This is a genomic window from Streptomyces silvisoli, from assembly GCF_029269905.1.
GTDB classification, from domain to species: domain Bacteria; phylum Actinomycetota; class Actinomycetes; order Streptomycetales; family Streptomycetaceae; genus Streptantibioticus_A; species Streptantibioticus_A silvisoli_A.
In genome coordinates, this window is record NZ_JARJBC010000001.1 from 410490 (window position 1) to 425319 (window position 14830).

The 14830-nt window shown below is 70.5% G+C and carries 16 protein-coding genes; 7 read left to right on the forward strand and 9 right to left on the reverse strand.

From position 1 onward, the window contains the following. The first annotated feature begins 32 nt into the window (after positions 1-32). Positions 33-518, forward strand: a complete 486-nt coding sequence (locus P3G67_RS01860; protein ID WP_276091855.1) for a DUF5709 domain-containing protein — start codon at positions 33-35, stop codon at positions 516-518. Positions 519-545: 27 nt separating this feature from the next. Here P3G67_RS01860 and P3G67_RS01865 read toward each other — a convergent pair whose 3' ends face one another. Next, on the reverse strand, positions 546-932 hold the full coding sequence (locus P3G67_RS01865; protein ID WP_276091856.1) for a winged helix-turn-helix transcriptional regulator: 387 nt from the start codon (positions 930-932) through the stop codon (positions 546-548). 101 nt (positions 933-1033) lie between these two features. Here P3G67_RS01865 and P3G67_RS01870 point away from each other — a divergent pair, with 101 nt between their 5' ends. Further along, the gene (locus P3G67_RS01870; protein ID WP_276091857.1) at positions 1034-1870 is read left to right on the forward strand and encodes an alpha/beta fold hydrolase; all 837 of its coding nucleotides are present in this window, start codon (positions 1034-1036) and stop codon (positions 1868-1870) included. Positions 1871-2020: 150 nt separating this feature from the next. Further along, on the forward strand, positions 2021-2731 hold the full coding sequence (locus P3G67_RS01875) for an MBL fold metallo-hydrolase (protein WP_276091858.1): 711 nt from the start codon (positions 2021-2023) through the stop codon (positions 2729-2731). Here the strand turns inward: P3G67_RS01875 and P3G67_RS01880 are convergent. Together P3G67_RS01880 and P3G67_RS01885 are read right to left on the reverse strand one after the other, a co-directional pair. Continuing rightward, the gene (locus tag P3G67_RS01880; RefSeq protein WP_276091859.1) at positions 2721-3320 is read right to left on the reverse strand and encodes a hypothetical protein; all 600 of its coding nucleotides are present in this window, start codon (positions 3318-3320) and stop codon (positions 2721-2723) included. The two genes, P3G67_RS01875 and P3G67_RS01880, sit on opposite strands and share 11 nt — an antisense overlap. A gap of 65 nt (positions 3321-3385) precedes the next feature. After that, on the reverse strand, positions 3386-3820 hold the full coding sequence (locus tag P3G67_RS01885; RefSeq protein ID WP_276091860.1) for a hypothetical protein: 435 nt from the start codon (positions 3818-3820) through the stop codon (positions 3386-3388). A gap of 140 nt (positions 3821-3960) precedes the next feature. Between P3G67_RS01885 and P3G67_RS01890 the strand changes: the two genes are divergently transcribed. The 3 genes from P3G67_RS01890 (at position 3961) to P3G67_RS01900 (ending at position 7055) form a co-directional block, all read left to right on the forward strand. Beyond that, the gene (locus tag P3G67_RS01890; protein ID WP_276091861.1) at positions 3961-4149 is read left to right on the forward strand and encodes an antitoxin; all 189 of its coding nucleotides are present in this window, start codon (positions 3961-3963) and stop codon (positions 4147-4149) included. Between the two features lie 176 nt (positions 4150-4325). Next, positions 4326-5027: an esterase/lipase family protein gene (locus tag P3G67_RS01895; RefSeq protein ID WP_276091862.1), complete on the forward strand. Its 702-nt coding sequence runs from the start codon at positions 4326-4328 to the stop codon at positions 5025-5027. A 435-nt stretch (positions 5028-5462) separates the two neighbouring features. After that, on the forward strand, positions 5463-7055 hold the full coding sequence (locus P3G67_RS01900; RefSeq protein WP_276091863.1) for a hypothetical protein: 1593 nt from the start codon (positions 5463-5465) through the stop codon (positions 7053-7055). A 17-nt stretch (positions 7056-7072) separates the two neighbouring features. On the opposite strand, the gene P3G67_RS01905 is transcribed toward P3G67_RS01900, so the two are convergent. The 5 genes from P3G67_RS01905 to P3G67_RS01925 form a co-directional block, all read right to left on the reverse strand. Further along, positions 7073-7864: a polysaccharide deacetylase family protein gene (locus P3G67_RS01905; protein WP_276091864.1), complete on the reverse strand. Its 792-nt coding sequence runs from the start codon at positions 7862-7864 to the stop codon at positions 7073-7075. Between the two features lie 158 nt (positions 7865-8022). Further along, positions 8023-9291, reverse strand: a complete 1269-nt coding sequence (locus tag P3G67_RS01910; RefSeq protein WP_391858161.1) for a sugar ABC transporter permease — start codon at positions 9289-9291, stop codon at positions 8023-8025. Continuing rightward, a complete protein-coding gene (locus P3G67_RS01915) occupies positions 9288-10082 on the reverse strand; it encodes an ATP-binding cassette domain-containing protein (RefSeq protein ID WP_276091865.1) in 795 nt (264 codons plus the stop codon). The genes P3G67_RS01910 and P3G67_RS01915 overlap by 4 nt, the downstream gene beginning before the upstream one ends. 4 nt (positions 10083-10086) lie before the next feature. Further along, positions 10087-11193 (reverse strand): sugar ABC transporter substrate-binding protein, encoded by a 1107-nt coding sequence (locus tag P3G67_RS01920; RefSeq protein ID WP_276091866.1) that lies wholly within the window; start codon positions 11191-11193, stop codon positions 10087-10089. An 84-nt stretch (positions 11194-11277) separates the two neighbouring features. Then, a complete protein-coding gene (locus P3G67_RS01925; protein WP_313879550.1) occupies positions 11278-13653 on the reverse strand; it encodes a SpoIIE family protein phosphatase in 2376 nt (791 codons plus the stop codon). A gap of 223 nt (positions 13654-13876) precedes the next feature. Between P3G67_RS01925 and P3G67_RS01930 the strand changes: the two genes are divergently transcribed. Then, positions 13877-14332 carry a hypothetical protein gene (locus P3G67_RS01930; protein ID WP_276091867.1) on the forward strand — a complete coding sequence of 152 codons (456 nt, stop codon included), beginning with the start codon at positions 13877-13879 and terminating at the stop codon, positions 14330-14332. 53 nt (positions 14333-14385) lie between these two features. Here P3G67_RS01930 and P3G67_RS01935 read toward each other — a convergent pair whose 3' ends face one another. Then, positions 14386-14790: a TOBE domain-containing protein gene (locus P3G67_RS01935; RefSeq protein ID WP_333482407.1), complete on the reverse strand. Its 405-nt coding sequence runs from the start codon at positions 14788-14790 to the stop codon at positions 14386-14388. Positions 14791-14830 lie beyond the last annotated feature (40 nt).

The window sequence follows — 14830 nt, forward strand, 5'->3', positions numbered from 1 at the left end:
ACGGCAGCTCACCCGGTGGTGAGGAGACTCCCATGTCCGACGAGATGTGGGCCAACGAGGTTTACCAACCTGACGGGTCGGAGGTCCAGGACGACTCCGGAATCCTCGATCCGCAGGACACCCTGGACGACCGGGGCGTCAGCCCGGCCATCGACGAGGGGTACTCACCGCCGGAGCGCCCGCTGGCAGTGGAGCGGTTCGGCGTCACGGTCAGCGAGCAGCGCCGGGGCGAGAGTCTCGACCAGCGGCTGGCGGAGGAGGTACCGGACGTCGGCGAGCCACTGGGGGACGGCGTCGGAGACCTGGTCGGCGGCAACGGAGAGCTGATCGACCGCGAGGTCGGCGACGCGCGGGCGGGGCGTCTTGTGGGCACCGACGAGGGCGTGCCGCACGGTGTGGAGCAGGCGGAGGACAGTGCGGCCTACGACGCCGGAATCGCGGGCGGCGCCGCGTCGGCCGAGGAGGCGGCGATGCGGATCGTGGAGGAGGGAAAGGAGCCCGAGCCGGACGATCTGTGACCGCCACCGCGCTGCGGTGTGAGGGGACTACCCGGAAGCGCCGTCCATGGCCGCCGCGTTGGCGCGGTCGATCTCGGCCATGTGTTCCTCGGCCCAGTTCCGCAGCATGGCCAGCGGAGTCTCCAGAGACAGGCCGAGTTCGGTGATCCGGTAGTGCACCCGTGGCGGCACGGTCGGCTCCACCCGGCGGGTGACCAGGCCGTCGCGGACCAGGTTCCGCAGGGTCACCGACAGCATCTTCTGCGAGACGCCCGGCATCCGGCGCTGCAACTCCGCGAACCGGACCTCGTCCGGAGCCGCCCCGGCCAGCACCTTGATCACCATCGACGTCCACTTGGTGCCGATGCGGTCCAGCAACTGCCGGGTCGGGCATCGCTGATCGAACAGGTCGCCGCGGGCGCCGTCGGGGGTCACCTGGAACTCACCACCTGTGCCGAAAGTGCGGTCTTGGCGCCTCCACTGTAGTTACCTAACGTTTGCTTGTCACCATCGGTAACCGGCCTCGGAGGCGCGCCGTGTCCCTGAAGATCGAACTCCGCCGCGTCGCGACCAACCGCGTCCGGCTCAATGTGGCGCTCGCGGGCGAAGGTCCGGCGGTCCTGCTGCTGCACGGGTTTCCGCACACCTGGCGACTGTGGACCGAGGTCATGGAGCGGCTCGCCGCTCAACACCGCGTCATCGCACCCGACTTGCGGGGTCTCGGCGCCAGCACCCGGGCCACCGACGGCTACGACGCCGCAAACCTGGCCGCCGACGCCGAGGGCCTGCTGGCCGCACTCGGCGAGACCTCCGCGGCGGTGGTCGGGATCGACGCGGGCACCCCGCCCGCCTTCCTGCTCGCCATGCGGCGACCCGGTCTCGTCCGGCGACTGGCGGTGATGGAGTCACTGGTGGGCGCGCTGCCCGGCGCCGAGGACTTCCTGGCGGGCGGGGCACCGTGGTGGTTCGGCTTCCACGCCCAGCCCGGCCTGGCGGAATCCGTACTGACCGGCCATGAGGCCCAGTACATCGACTGGTTCCTCGACCGCGGCACTCTCGGCCGTGGCGTGCCCGCCGACATCCGCGACGCCTTCGTGCACGCCTACACCGGAGCCGAGGCCCTGCGCTGCGCCTTCTCCTACTACCGCGCACTGCCCACCAGCGCGCGGCAGATCCAGGAGGCGGTCGCCACCAGCCGACTCACGGTGCCCACCCTGGCGGTCGGCGCGCAGCCGGTCGGCGACGCCCTCGAACGGCAACTGCGTCCGGTGGCCGACCACCTCGTCGGCCATGTCATCGAGGACTGCGGCCACATCATTCCGCTGGACCGGCCAGCGGCGCTGCTCGACCTACTGGAGCCGTTCCTCGGGTGAGGCGCAGACAGTCACTGCTGGCCGTGGCCCGGCGGCGCGACGTCACCGTTGTCGAGGACCTGTCCTCGCGGCGGGGCCGGGGTGACGGGGAGCGGTTCCGCCATGCGCGAAACCTCCGAATGCGGCGTGGCGGGCGGCCACGCTGGGGTGATGGGAGAGACCACGACCGTGCGACGGCTCGACCTGGGCTATGTGATCCGCCCAGCGTCGGAAACGGGCGGCTCGCAGCCGAGGGTTGACCCCGTTCTCGCCTATCTGGTGGCGCACGAGCGGGGCCTGCTGCTATTCGACACCGGCATCGGCGCGGCCGATCCCGAGACCGAAGCCCACTACCGACCCCAACGGCGCGGACTCCAGGACGAGTTGGCCGCCGCCGGTGTGACCCTTGCCGATATCTCGGTCGTTGTGAACTGCCATCTCCACTTCGACCACTGCGGCGGAAATCCTTTGCTGGGCGGCACGCCGATCCTGGTGCAGGACGTGGAACTGGCCATGGCCCGCCGAGGCGACTACACGATTGACGAACTCGTCGACTTCCCCGGTGCGGTCTACGAAGGACTCGCCGGCGAGGCCGAGATCTGGCCTGGGGTCTGGATCATCCCGACCCCAGGGCACACCAACGGCCATCAGCCACTGGTCCTACGACAACCGGACGGCGGAGCCGTCGTGCTCGCCGGTCAAGCCCATGACTTCGCCTTCCAGTTCGGCTCGGACCACTTGGCCCGGCGCGCTTCGCTGCGCGGCGTGCAACCACCGCTTCCCACCTACCGGCCGTGGTTGGACCGGCTCGCCGAATTCCACCCCCGGCGTGTGTTCTTCGCCCATGACTTCGCGGTCTGGGAGGCGCCGCTCAACGGGTGATGGGAATGGTGCGGCTGACCAGGGCCTCGTAGCCGCGTTCTGACCAGGCGGTGAAGTGCACTTGGAGCGAGGTCAGTTGGGCGGGGGCCGCTGGGGCGATGGACAGGCGGAACAGGAAGCGGGTGGCGCGGTTGTCGGGGAGGTTCTCGGCCAGGAAGTCGGTGTTGGTGTTGAGCACCGGGTCGCAGCCGCTCGTCAGGCTGAGTCTCTTCCACCGTCCTTGGTGGTAGACCTCGACGGTTGCGTCCCTGGGTGCGAGGGACACCGCCTTGCCGTTGCCGATCGGGGCCCAGGCGGACAGGCCGAGCGCCGGGCGGATGCTGTGGAACGGGGCGCCTGTGCCGTTGTAGATCACCGTGCCGATCTCGACCTTGGGGCCGCCCGCGATGACCCCTTTCGGCATCGCCAGCGGGTCGTAGGCCGCCGTGGCACGCCCGTGGTGGACGGTGGCCGGAGTGCGCGTGGCGGAGGGTGCCGGGTCCGGTGCGTCGCAGGCGGTGGCGGGGTCGGCCGGGGCCAGTAGTGGTACGGCGGTCAGGAGCAGCCCGGCGACGGCGAGGGGCAGGCGCGGACGGCGTGCGGTGGACATGGTCTCCGTCCGGGTTGGTGTGTGCGGCAACTCGTCCGCGGCGCCCGGGGATTGCGGCCGTCTCGTCACTTCACGTGGACCGTTGCCGTCCAGTGCAGCACCGTATGCGGGCAGATGCGACCGGGAGCGGAGACGCACCGCTCATTGGCGCTGATGGTCGCGGTGCCGTCGGACTGCGCGCGGAAGACGGCGCTGGCGTTGCCGCTTGGGGATGTCCCCTCGGCGGTGCGCTGGAGGGTCCGGTCCCCGGTGGCGCTCGGCACGCTCCACTTCCACGTCTCCGCGTTCGCGCGGCGGCCGGTCAGCCGGACCGTGATCACTTCTCCCCTGCGGACGGTCACCGAGCGGCCGTTGTCAGCGTTCGTGAGGGTGAGGCGGGCGGCCGTTACCGACCGGTCCGTTCGTGGTGCGGCGGAGGCCGGGGCCGGTACGCAGATCGCGGCGGTGGACAGGGCCAGCCCCACGGTGAACGCGCTGACGGGGATTTTCATGCTCCTCATGCCCTCCACTGTGGCTCGCGGCGGCACGGCCCGCTTCCGATCACCTTCGATTCACTCCTTCGAGGTGAACGGCTTGCGGATGCGGACCGAGTGTTATGCGGTGACCCTGGGAGAGGGGCCACACGCCAAGGAGGACCACCATGTCCATGCTCGACAAGCTCAAGGGCCTGCTGAAGGGGCACGAGGACCAAGCCAGGACGGGCGTCGACAAGGCGGGTGACTACGCGGACGAGAAGACGCAGGGCAGGTACAGCGGCCAGGTCGACACCGGCCAGGAAAAGCTCAGGGAGCAGTTCGGCGGAGACCAGGGCAATCCCCCACGGACCTGACTGCGGCCTGACGCGGATCGCGGGGGCCGTTGGCGGCCGCGGCGGCGTTGCCGGTTGCCTTGCGCATGTCCGTCGCGTTCCCCAAGCTGCGTTCCAGGCCCTACGAGGGGGAGGAACGGATGCCCAAGGGGAACTCAAGGCACGGCTTACCGCGACGGCCGGTAAAACGCGACCACTTGGGCCGCGCACTCGCGGCCCTACTGGCAACGGCCCTGGCGACCGCCACACTGAGCGCCGTCACGTCCAGCGCTCCCGCCCATGCGGCGCCGGCTGAACCGGACCCGGTGGTCTTCGTGCACGGCCGCAACGCCGGGCCCGGTGTGTGGGGCGGCATGATGACCGACTTCACCGCCGCCGGGTACCCGCAGGACCGGCTGTTCGCCTGGTCGTACGACACATCGCAGTCGACCAACGAGGTGCTGAGCGGCCAACTGTCCTCGTACGTCGACACGGTGCTGGCCCGCACCGGTGCCACCCGGGTGGACATCGTCGCGCACAGCCTGGGCAGCCTGCCCACCCGCTGGTACGTCAAGTTCGGCGGCGGCGCGCGGAAGGTGGCGCACTGGGCCTCCCTTGCCGGTCCCAACCACGGTACTAGCCTGGCCTATCTGTGCGCGTTGTGGGACCAGGGATGCCGGGACATGACCCCCGGCTCCTACGTCGTGCGGCACTTGGACCAGGGCGCCGAAGCCCCGGGACCGGTGCGGTACGCGACCTGGTGGTCGCCGTGCGACGAGCAGGTCTCCCCGCCGACGAGCACGGAACTCACCGGTGCGGCCAACACCGAGACCGGCTGCCTGAAGCACAACGACTTCCTCAGCGACCGAACGGTGTCCGAACAGGTTCTCGCGTTCCTCCGGACCGCGACGGCTCACTGATCACCGGCCCGGCCGGACACGGCTTCGGACGCCCGCCAAGCCCTTGGAGCGGCGGGCGCCCGAAGCCTCAGCGTTTCACGCGGCCTGGCGCGGCCGCATCAGCGACTCGACCGGGCAGGAATCCGGGTAAGTCCCAAAAGCTTCGGGAGCGCTGTGACGGCGTCCGTCCGGAAAGGGGAATCCGGCCCTCCGGACTTCGATCAGACCGGGACCGTGAAATGCCGCTCATGTGGTTGGCGCTGCGGCGGGACCATCCGGCGGCCGAAGCCACCGAGTCGGACAGGGCCGGTCCGGACGCTGCCAAGTGACCGCACCACGCCGGGAATTGAACCCCACCGCGCACCCGTACGTGTGGAGGGGCGGCCCGGTTCCGCCGCCGACGCCGAGGCGGTTCGGCGACGGGCCGACTGAACCAGGAAGATCGGAGCCGGATACGTGTCGCACATACGCACCGAGAAGTCCCGTCGGACCTTGCGGCGGCAGCGGGTACGCCGCCGAAGGATCTCCAAGCTGACGCTCACCCTCGCGGGCGTACCGCTGGCCATGGGCGCGCTCGCCGGAACCGTGTTCGCCGCGGTCGGCGTCCACCACCACCGCGGTGCCGCCGCAGCCGCCCCGTCCACCAGCCCCAGCGCCGCCGCCAACCCGGCCGCGGCCGCCAACGCCAACCCGAACTGCACCCTGATCGTCCCCGCCAACCCGTTGAGCGCCCAAGGCCTGGCCACTCCCTACCAGTTGACGGCGACCAACCCCGCGATGGGACCCTGCAACGAGGCCAACGCCAACCAGTCGGCGTTCGTCGAAGCCGCGGTCATGGGCGGCAACGGCCAACTCACGCTCTACGACCCGCTGGTGGTCGACAAGGGCACCCAACCGGCCGCGCCCCCGGCCGCCGCGCAGGTCCCGGCGGGATCCACGGTCGGCATCTGGTTCGGGTTCAACGGAACCAACCTGACGCTGAAGTCGGCCGCGGGCGCCAACAGTCTCACCCAGGGCAAGTGCGTCAACGGTCAGAACGGCTCGGTCTTCGGGCAGTTCGCGCAGTGCAACGCCCCCGCGTTCTTCCAGGCCGCCAACGGCCAGATCGCCAACAAGCAGTTGCAGGTCCCGGCGCTGGGCATGGCGAAGGACGGGATGCCTTGTCCCACCACCCGTGACTTCTCCGTGGTGGACCAGGACCAGAGTGACAACGTGGTCACCCACTACCTGGCCAACGGCAAGGGGCAGACCGCCCAGAACAACGCCGCGGGCAAGGCGGCGGTGGCCAACGCCACCGATCTGGCCAACGGCAGCGACAACCTGCTGCTGAGCCAGTTCATCGACCCGGCCCTGGGCTGCACACCGTGGACCACACCGGACCAGTCCAGCGGCAACCAGCCGAGCGCCGCCCTGCCGTTGGACGAACTGTCCGCGGCGGCCAACCAGAAGGCCCCGGTCGCCCTCGTACCGCTCAACGATCCGATGACGCTGAACAACGCCAACGCCAGCCAGGGCAAGACCAATCTGTACCGCGCCGGAGTCGACCAGCCCCCGATCGGCGCCGCCGACAACGGCAACGGTGCGACGTACTGCAAGAACATGTTCAACAACCCCGCGGGTGTGCAAAGGGTGTTCAAGGACCAGGCGATGTTCGCCAACGCGCCGTCCGTGGACGCCGCGATGGCCACCAACCTGTTCACCTTCCTGGCGATGCGGGCGAACCAGAGCTTCACCAACCTCGGTTGCGGCAAGCTGCTGAACGCCGCCAACCCGATCACGTTGACGACCAACGGCAACGGGGTGGTCACCGCCGCCGCCCTCACCCCGCTCGGCAAGACCCCGCCGTCCGCCGCGCCCACCGCCTCGGCCATGCCGAGCGCGCCCACCGGCACCGGCGGCATGCCGCCCACCGCGACCGCCTCAGCCCCGGCCCCCAGCACCAGTGCCACCGCCCCGGCAGGCGGCACCGCGGGCGGCACCGGCACCGGGAACAGCCCCACCCCGGCGCCCAGCAAGTCGTGCCGACCGCCCAAGAAGGTCCATTGGTAGCCGACGCCGACGGTGGGTTACTCGCCGTCGCTGTCGTCGGCTCCGGAGAAGGGAGTGGTGAACCGGTAGCCCGCGGCGATCAGCCGCGGGAGATAGGTGCGCACGGCCGCCAGGGTCTGGGATCGGTCGCCGCCACCGTCATGATTGATGATGATCGCTCCCGTGCGGGTGCGGTCCAGTACGGTGGCGGCTATCCGCGCACTGCCCGGACGGGACCAGTCGCGCGGATCCACCGACCAGGCCAGCGGCCGCAGGTCGTACTCCGAGCACGCGGACAGCACGGCGGGCGTGAACGTTCCGAACGGGGCGCGGAACAGCCCCGGGCGGTTCCCCCGGGAGGCCGACTCGATGGCGTCGGCGGCCTTCTCTATCTGGTCGCGTATCTGCGCGGGACGCAGATGCCGCAGATTGGGGTGCGACCAGGTGTGGTTGGCCAGCGCGTGCCCCTCGTCGACGACGCGGGCCACCAAGTCCGGGTGTCTGGCGGCGTGTTCCCCGATCATGCAGAACGTGGCGGTGACATGGTGGCGCCGCAACTCGTCGAGTATGAACGGGGTGTAGCGGGGGTCGGGCCCGTCGTCGAAGGTGATGGCGATGGTCTTGGGGCCGGCGTCCACGTGGTACTGCGGCCCGCGCACATCGCCGTCCTCGCTCTGTGCGGGGCCGGGGGTGGGGAACCGGGACCGGGACCGCCCGCCGGCGACCGTGTGCCGCCAGGGCGGGTCGACCAGCAGGCCCCATCCGCCCACGGCCGCCATCACCAGACCGCTTGTGTACAGCACAGCCCGCCGAGGCACGCTCACCGTCACGGGACATCGTCTCCCTCGTAGCGGTTGCCCCCATCGCGGCACCAGAGGGCGTTCGCCCGTCGCCGCGTTACACCGCCACCCTGGCACCGGGCACCGTCCCCGGCAGTCGGGAGTACGCCATTAGCCTTAACGTCCCCGCGGCGCGGGGACGGGTCCGCTCACGCCCGGCCGTGCGTCTTCTGGGAGCGGCGGGAGAGCGAGTCCAGCACGACGGCGGCCAGCAGCACACCGCCGGTGATCATGTACTGCACGGTGGTCTGGATCCCCATCAGCAGCATCCCGGACGCGATCGACTGGATGACGAGCATGCCGAGCAGCGCGGACCAGGGCCTGCCGCGCCCGCCGAACAGGCTGGCGCCGCCGATGACGGCCGCGGCAATGGAGTTGATCATCAGGATGCTGGAGCCGGAGGTCTGGCCGACCGAGGCCACCCGCGAGGCCAGGAACAGCCCGCCGATAGCGGCCAGCGTCCCGGAGATCGCGAACACCGAGACCCGCACCCACACCACGTTGATGCCCGCTCGCCGGGTCGCCTCCACACCGCCGCCGATCGACCGGATCCGGCGTCCGTACTTCGTACGCCGCTGCACGTAGTCGAGGCCGACGACGAAGACAAGGAAGACCAACAGCGCGAGCGGCAGGCCCTCGAACCGGTTGAGCACATACGCGGCGGCGAACGCGATCACCGCGATCCCGCCGGTGCGCAGGGCGATCTCAGCGAGCGGCCGGTACGGCACCTCGGCGGCCCTGCGCCGCCGCCGGTCCTGGTACGAGGTCAGGAAGAACACCGCGGCGCTCAGCGCGGCCAGCCCGTACGCCGCGGCCGTGTGGTGGAAGTAGCGGTTGGTCAGGGCGTAGACCACGCCCCGGTCATGGAGGTTGATGGTGCCGCTGGCGCCGAGGACGTGCAGCATCAGACCGTTCCAGGCCAGCAGCCCCGCCAGGGTGACCACGAAGGCGGGCACCCCGACCCTGGCGAAGAAGAACCCCTGGATGCCGCCGATCGCGGCGCCGACGAGCACCGCGGCGAGCACCGCCAGCCACTCCGGCAGGCCGTCGTTGACGTTCATCACGGCGAACACCGCCGCCGCCAGCCCGCTGACCGAGCCGACCGACAGGTCGATCTCGCCCAGCAACAGCACGAAGACGATGCCGACCGCAATCAGTCCCGTGCCGACGATGTCCACGCTGAGGTTGGACAGGTTGCGCGGGGAGAGGAACTGGTGGTCCAGGACCTGGAAGACGATCCAGATCACCACGACGCAGAACACTCCCGGCAGCGAGCCCAGTTCACCGCCGCGCAGCTTGCGGACGAACTCGTCCAGATAGCCCGGCGCTTCCCGGTCCGGCTCGCCCTGGCGGCGCCTGGCGGTGGAGTCGGTGTGCGCCTTGGCGGCCTTGAGTTCGGAAGCTTCCGCCCTGTTCACAGCATCGCCTCCCACGCCCATGCCCTGCGGTGCGTCACGGCGTTGTCGGTTGCTCCGGTGATGGAGGAGACGATCTGCTCCTGGGACGTGGTCAGTACGTCGAAGAAGCCGTTGTTCCGGCCGAGGCGCAGCACCGCGACCTGGTCGGCCGCGGCCTTGACGTCGCCCAGGTTGTGGCTGATCAGCAGCACACCGATGCCGCGTTCCCGCAACCGCTCGATGAGGTCGAGGAAGTGGGCGGTCTGCTCGACACCCAGGGCTGCGGTGGGCTCGTCCAGGATGAGGATTTTGGGATCGCTCAGCAGTGCGCGGGCGATAGCGACCATCTGCCGCTGGCCCGCGGAGAGCGACGCGACGGGGACCCGTACGCTGGGGATCCGGATGGACAGGGTGTCCATCAACTCCAGTTGCCGGGTGCGGCGTTCCATGGCCACCTCGTCAAGGACACCGCCCTTGCACAGCTCATGGCCGAGGAAAACGTTACCGACCACATCGAGGGTCTCGCACAGCGCGAGGTCCTGGTACACGCCCGCGATGCCCAGGGCCTGGGCGTCATGGGGGCGGTTGATGCGGACCGGTCGGCCGTTCCACTCGATGACGCCCTCGTCCGCGGGGCCGACACCGGTGATCACCTTGACGAGGGTGGACTTTCCGGCGCCGTTGTCGCCGACCAGGGCGACCACCTCACCGGCGTGGATCTCCAACTCGACGTCCGTGAGCGCCTGGACGGCGCCGAACCGCTTGCAGATTCCGCGCAGTGCCAGCACGGGCGTGGTGGACACATCGACCATCTCCTTAACCGGTGAGACCGGCCTTCTGGCAGGCGGACCCGTACTGGGGCGTGCAGATCTGGCTGACCGTGTAGGGGCCGCGGTCGACGACGGTCTGCCGGATGGTGTGCACGGTCACCGGCACCAGGGTGCCGAGGACGGCCGGAATGTCCTTGCTGGTGTCGTTGCTGACCCGGGCGTTGGCGATGCCGTGCAACGTCCGGCCACGGCCCAGCGCGACGGCCATCCGCGCGGCGGCGTCGGCTTCCGACACGAAGGACTTGTAGACGGTGAGGCTCTGCTCGCCGGTGAGCAGCCGCTGTATGGCGCCCAGATCGGCGTCCTGACCGGTGATCGGGGGCAGCGGCGTGACATCGGCAGCCTTGAGGGCGGACAGAGCGCCGGACGCCAGGCCGTCGTTGGCGGACAGCACACCGTCGATCCGGCCCGCGCCCAGTTCGGCGATGGCGGCGGACATGTTGCTGAACGCGTTCTCCGGGATCCAGCCGCCGGTGTAGTACGTCGCGGCGATCTTGGCTCGGCCCTTGAGGACGGAGAGCGCGCCGTCCTTCAGCGCCGCGGTGTTCGGGTCGGTGGGGTCGCCGTTCATCATCACGACCCGCGGATCGTGCGCCTTGCTGCCCATGGCGGTCAGGAGGCCTTGGGCCTGGACCCGGCCGATCTGCCAGGAGTCGTAGCTGGAGTAGGCGGAGACCGGGCCCTGGGCCAGCCGGTCGTAGGAGACGACCGGGATGTGGGCGTCGTGCGCCCTGGTGACGGAGGAGCGCAGCGCCTTGTAGTCGACCGGATCGAGGATGAGCACCCGGACGCCGTTGGCGATCATCGAGTCGATCTGCTGTTGCTGGGTCGCCACGTCCGCCGAGGCGTTGGCGTAGTCCACCGTGCAGTGCGGGCACAGTTGCCGGACCTTCTTCTCGACCAGCGGTTTGTCGGCGGTCGCCCAGCGTGCGGTGTGGGTGTCGGGAAGGAGCAGGCCGATCGTGAAGCCGCCGCTGCCCTTGGCGACGGCGGTCGGGATGCCGGGGCCGCGGGCCGTTCCGCAGGCGGCGAGGCCGACGGCCAGGGACACCGCTGTCACGGCAACCGCAGCGCGACCCAGAGAACTCTTCATCCGCGGGCACTTCCGGTCGTGGTTCCCCTCTCGACAATAGCCGTAATACCCAAAAAATCGGACTCGGCGCCGGCGATCGACGACTCAGCTCTCCAGCGGTGCCAGGACAATCTCCCCCCACACCTGCTTGCCGCCGCTGAGTGGAACCGCACCCCACGAGCACGCCATGGCCTCCACCAGCAGCAGCCCCCGGCCGCCGGTCACCTCCCAGTCCACGCTCGTCGGCTTGACCGGTGCGCGCGGCGACGAGTCGCTGACCGCCACCCGCAACCGCTCCCCGGCCAGGGTGAGATCGAGGCGAACCTCGCCCTGGGTGTGCACCAGGGCGTTGGTGACCAGCTCGGAGACGATCAGCAGTACCGCGTCCGTCTGCTGGCTCACCTTCCACGAGCGCAGGGTGCGCGCGGTGAAGCGGCGGGCGTGCATCACGGCGTCGGGCAGCCGCCACACCGCCCAGCCCGCGCGCAGCGGCCGGGCCCGCAACCCGTCGTAGCGCAGCAGCAGCACCGCGACGTCATCGTCACGCTGGTCCGCGCCGCTGATCACCGCGTCGGCCAGCCGGTCGACGTCGGACGGGTCGGTGGCGGAGAGCACCTCGCGCACCCGGCGCATCCCGTCGTCCAGATGCAGGCTGGACGACTCGACCAGGCCGTCGGTGAGCAGTGTGATGACGCTTCCGGCGGCCAGCCCGACCACCGTCAGGGGAAACTCCGCGTCCGCCAGCACCCCCAGCGGCGGACCGCCCTCGGCGAACACCTCGCTGGAGTTGCCGTCCGGGTCGCGCAGCAGCGGCGGCAGATGCCCGGCCCTGACGATCCAGGCGTCGCCCTCCTCCGTGTCCAGCGCGACGTAGCAGCAGGTGGCGAACGAGTCCGTGTCCATGCCCACGAGCAGCCGGTTGGCGTGCGAGACCACCACGTCCGGCGGGTGGCCCTCCACGGCGTAGGCCCGGATGGCGGTGCGGATCTGGCCCATGACCGTGGCGGCCTCGGCGCTGTGCCCCTGTACGTCGCCGATGACCAGCGCCACATGCCGGTCGGAGAGCGGGATGACGTCGTACCAGTCGCCGCCCACCTCAAGCCCGGCCGTGGCGGGCAGATAACGGGCTACCGCCGCACAGCCGGGCAGCTCGGGCAGCTTGCGCGGGAGCAGGCTGCGCTGGAGCATCGCGGCCAGCTCGTGCTCGGCGTCGAAGGCGCGGGCCCGCACCAGGGCCTGCCCCACCAGTCCCGCGGTCGCGGTCAGCAGCGACCGCTCCTCGGTGCCGAACTCATGCGGGTTGTCCCAGCCGAGCAGGCAGGCGCCGACCAGCCGGCCGTCGGCGGGCAGTGGCAGCACCGCGAGTCCGCCGCGGCCGAGTCCGGCGAGCCCCGGCTCCAGGCCGGTGCTGGTGGTCCACAGGCTGGTGCGGCCCTCGCGCAGCGCCGCCGCCAGCGTGGGCAGGGCGCGGGCCGGGGCCTCGGGCCACTCGGAACGCCACTCGGCGCGCCAGATCTCCGGCCACGCCGAGGGCTCCGGCGGGTCGAGGACGGTGACCACCAGTCGGCTGGCGTGCAACTCGGACAGCGCCATCCGATCGGCGCCCAGGGGCTCGCGCAGCGCGGTCACCACGCCCCGGCTCACGTCCCGTACGGTCGTCGCGGTGGCCAGGATCGCGGACAGCCGCTGCACCCGGGAGACCTCGTCCGTGCTGGGCCGCAGATGCGAGGACTCGGCGACCACGCCCAGCATCCGCTCCGGCCTGCCGTCCGAGTCGGCCAGCACCCGGCAACGCAGCCGCAGCCAGTGCAGCTCGCCCGACGGCCAGCGCATCCGGAACTCCAACTCCCGCCTGCTGGAGGCCATATGCCCCGGTTCGACCACGGACATCAGCGCGGGCAGGTCCTCCGGAACGGTGTGCGCCAGCAGGGTCTCCACGCGTCCGTCGAACTCGCTCGGGTGGATCCCGGCCAGATCGAGCACCTGTCTGTCAGCGTCGATCTGCCCGGTGCCCAGCACCAGCGTGAACGAACCGACCCGCATGTGCCGCAGTGCGCAGTCCGGGGCCGTGGTACCGCAGGGGACGTCGGCGGCGTCGAGGAGCGCGCCGACCTGGTCCGCGTACAGCTCCAGGAAGTTGCGCCGCACGGTGTCGAAACCGTCCCCGCCGCGGTCCAGTACGACCAGGCAGCCCAGCCGCTTGCCGTCGGCGCCCAGCGGCAGGGCGCCCAGGGAGACGTCGGCGGGCTGGCCGTCACCGTGTGCGGTCACCTCCGCCGGGGTCAACCACAGCGGCTGCCCGGTGCGGAAGGCGTCGGCCACCGGCGAGCTGCCGGACAAGGGGTATCTGGACGACAGTCCGAACCCGGTGCCGGGACTCTCCCCGACCGCATCGGTCTGTCGTAGCTCGTCGGCGTCCTGGTCCAGCACGTAGACGGCGGTGAGTGCCGCCCCGGCGAACCCTTCGCCCCGATCCGTCACGATCCGCAGCGTCCTCGTAGCAGGGAGTCGACTCCGTGGCCCCGGCCGCCAGGTTTCGCGGCATCGGGGCCGCCTCGCTCTGGCCCTTTATCATCACACATTCCCGCTTAAGGGCGAGATTGATCCGGATTGCTCCCGGGTTCGCGGTTCTGGGTTGCGGGCTTGCGTAATCACGCAAGTGGCGTGGCTACGATGTGGGGAACCGGGACCCAGGGGAGAGCCAATGAGCACGGAATCCGGCGGAACCGTACCCACCGTCGACGAGCAGCCGACCGACCCGGGAATGCGGCCGGTGGAGTCACTGACCGGGATAGCCCACCCGGCACACGCCTTCGACCGGATCCTGGCCTGGGTGCCGCGCGCCCTGGCCAGCAAGGTGCACGTCATCTTCCTGGTCGCGCTGGGCATCTACCTGGTCGTGCTGCCGCTGGCTCACATCCTCACCCCCAGTGCCACCGCCGAACTCATCGGCGGCAACTACACCAACGTGACCAGCGACGTGGGCGCGTGCGTCGCCGCCGGCGGCACCCTGCACCTGGTGCGCACCAACCGCAGGCGCTCCCGCATGGAAGAGGAAAGACTGCGCCTCGCCCGGGAGACGCACCGGCTGCTGCATCATGTCCATGCCGACCAGGCCCGCGGTCTGGGTCATGACGTTCCGGAGCTCGACAGGGGCTAGAGCGGAGCGCGGGTACTCGGTCAGCCGACCGGGCCGGAGGAGCGGGTCAGGGTTCAGCGGTCGATGTGGACGTTGGTCGACTTCACCCGGGCGGTGGCCTGTACCCCGACCTCCAGTCCGAGTTCCTCGACGGCCTCCCGGGTGAGCAGCGAGACCAGCCGGTGCGGTCCGGCCTGGATCTCCACCTGGGCGGCGACATCGCCCAGCTTGACCGCGGTGACGATGCCGGGGAAGGCGTTGCGGGCCGTGGTGTACGAGGCCTCCTCCTCGCCCCCCGCGCTCTGCGCCAGTTCCACGGAGAACGCGGCCAGGTCCCGGCCGTCGATGAGACGGCGACCGGCCTCGTCGCGGTGCGTGCGGATACGGCCGCCGTCCGCCCAGCGGCGGGCGGTGTCCGGACTCACGCCGAGTAGCCGCGCCGCCTGGCCGATCGTGTAGGACTGCATGTGCCTCACGATAGTGGCCCTTTGCCCGGCGTTTGCGACGGGTCGCGATCAT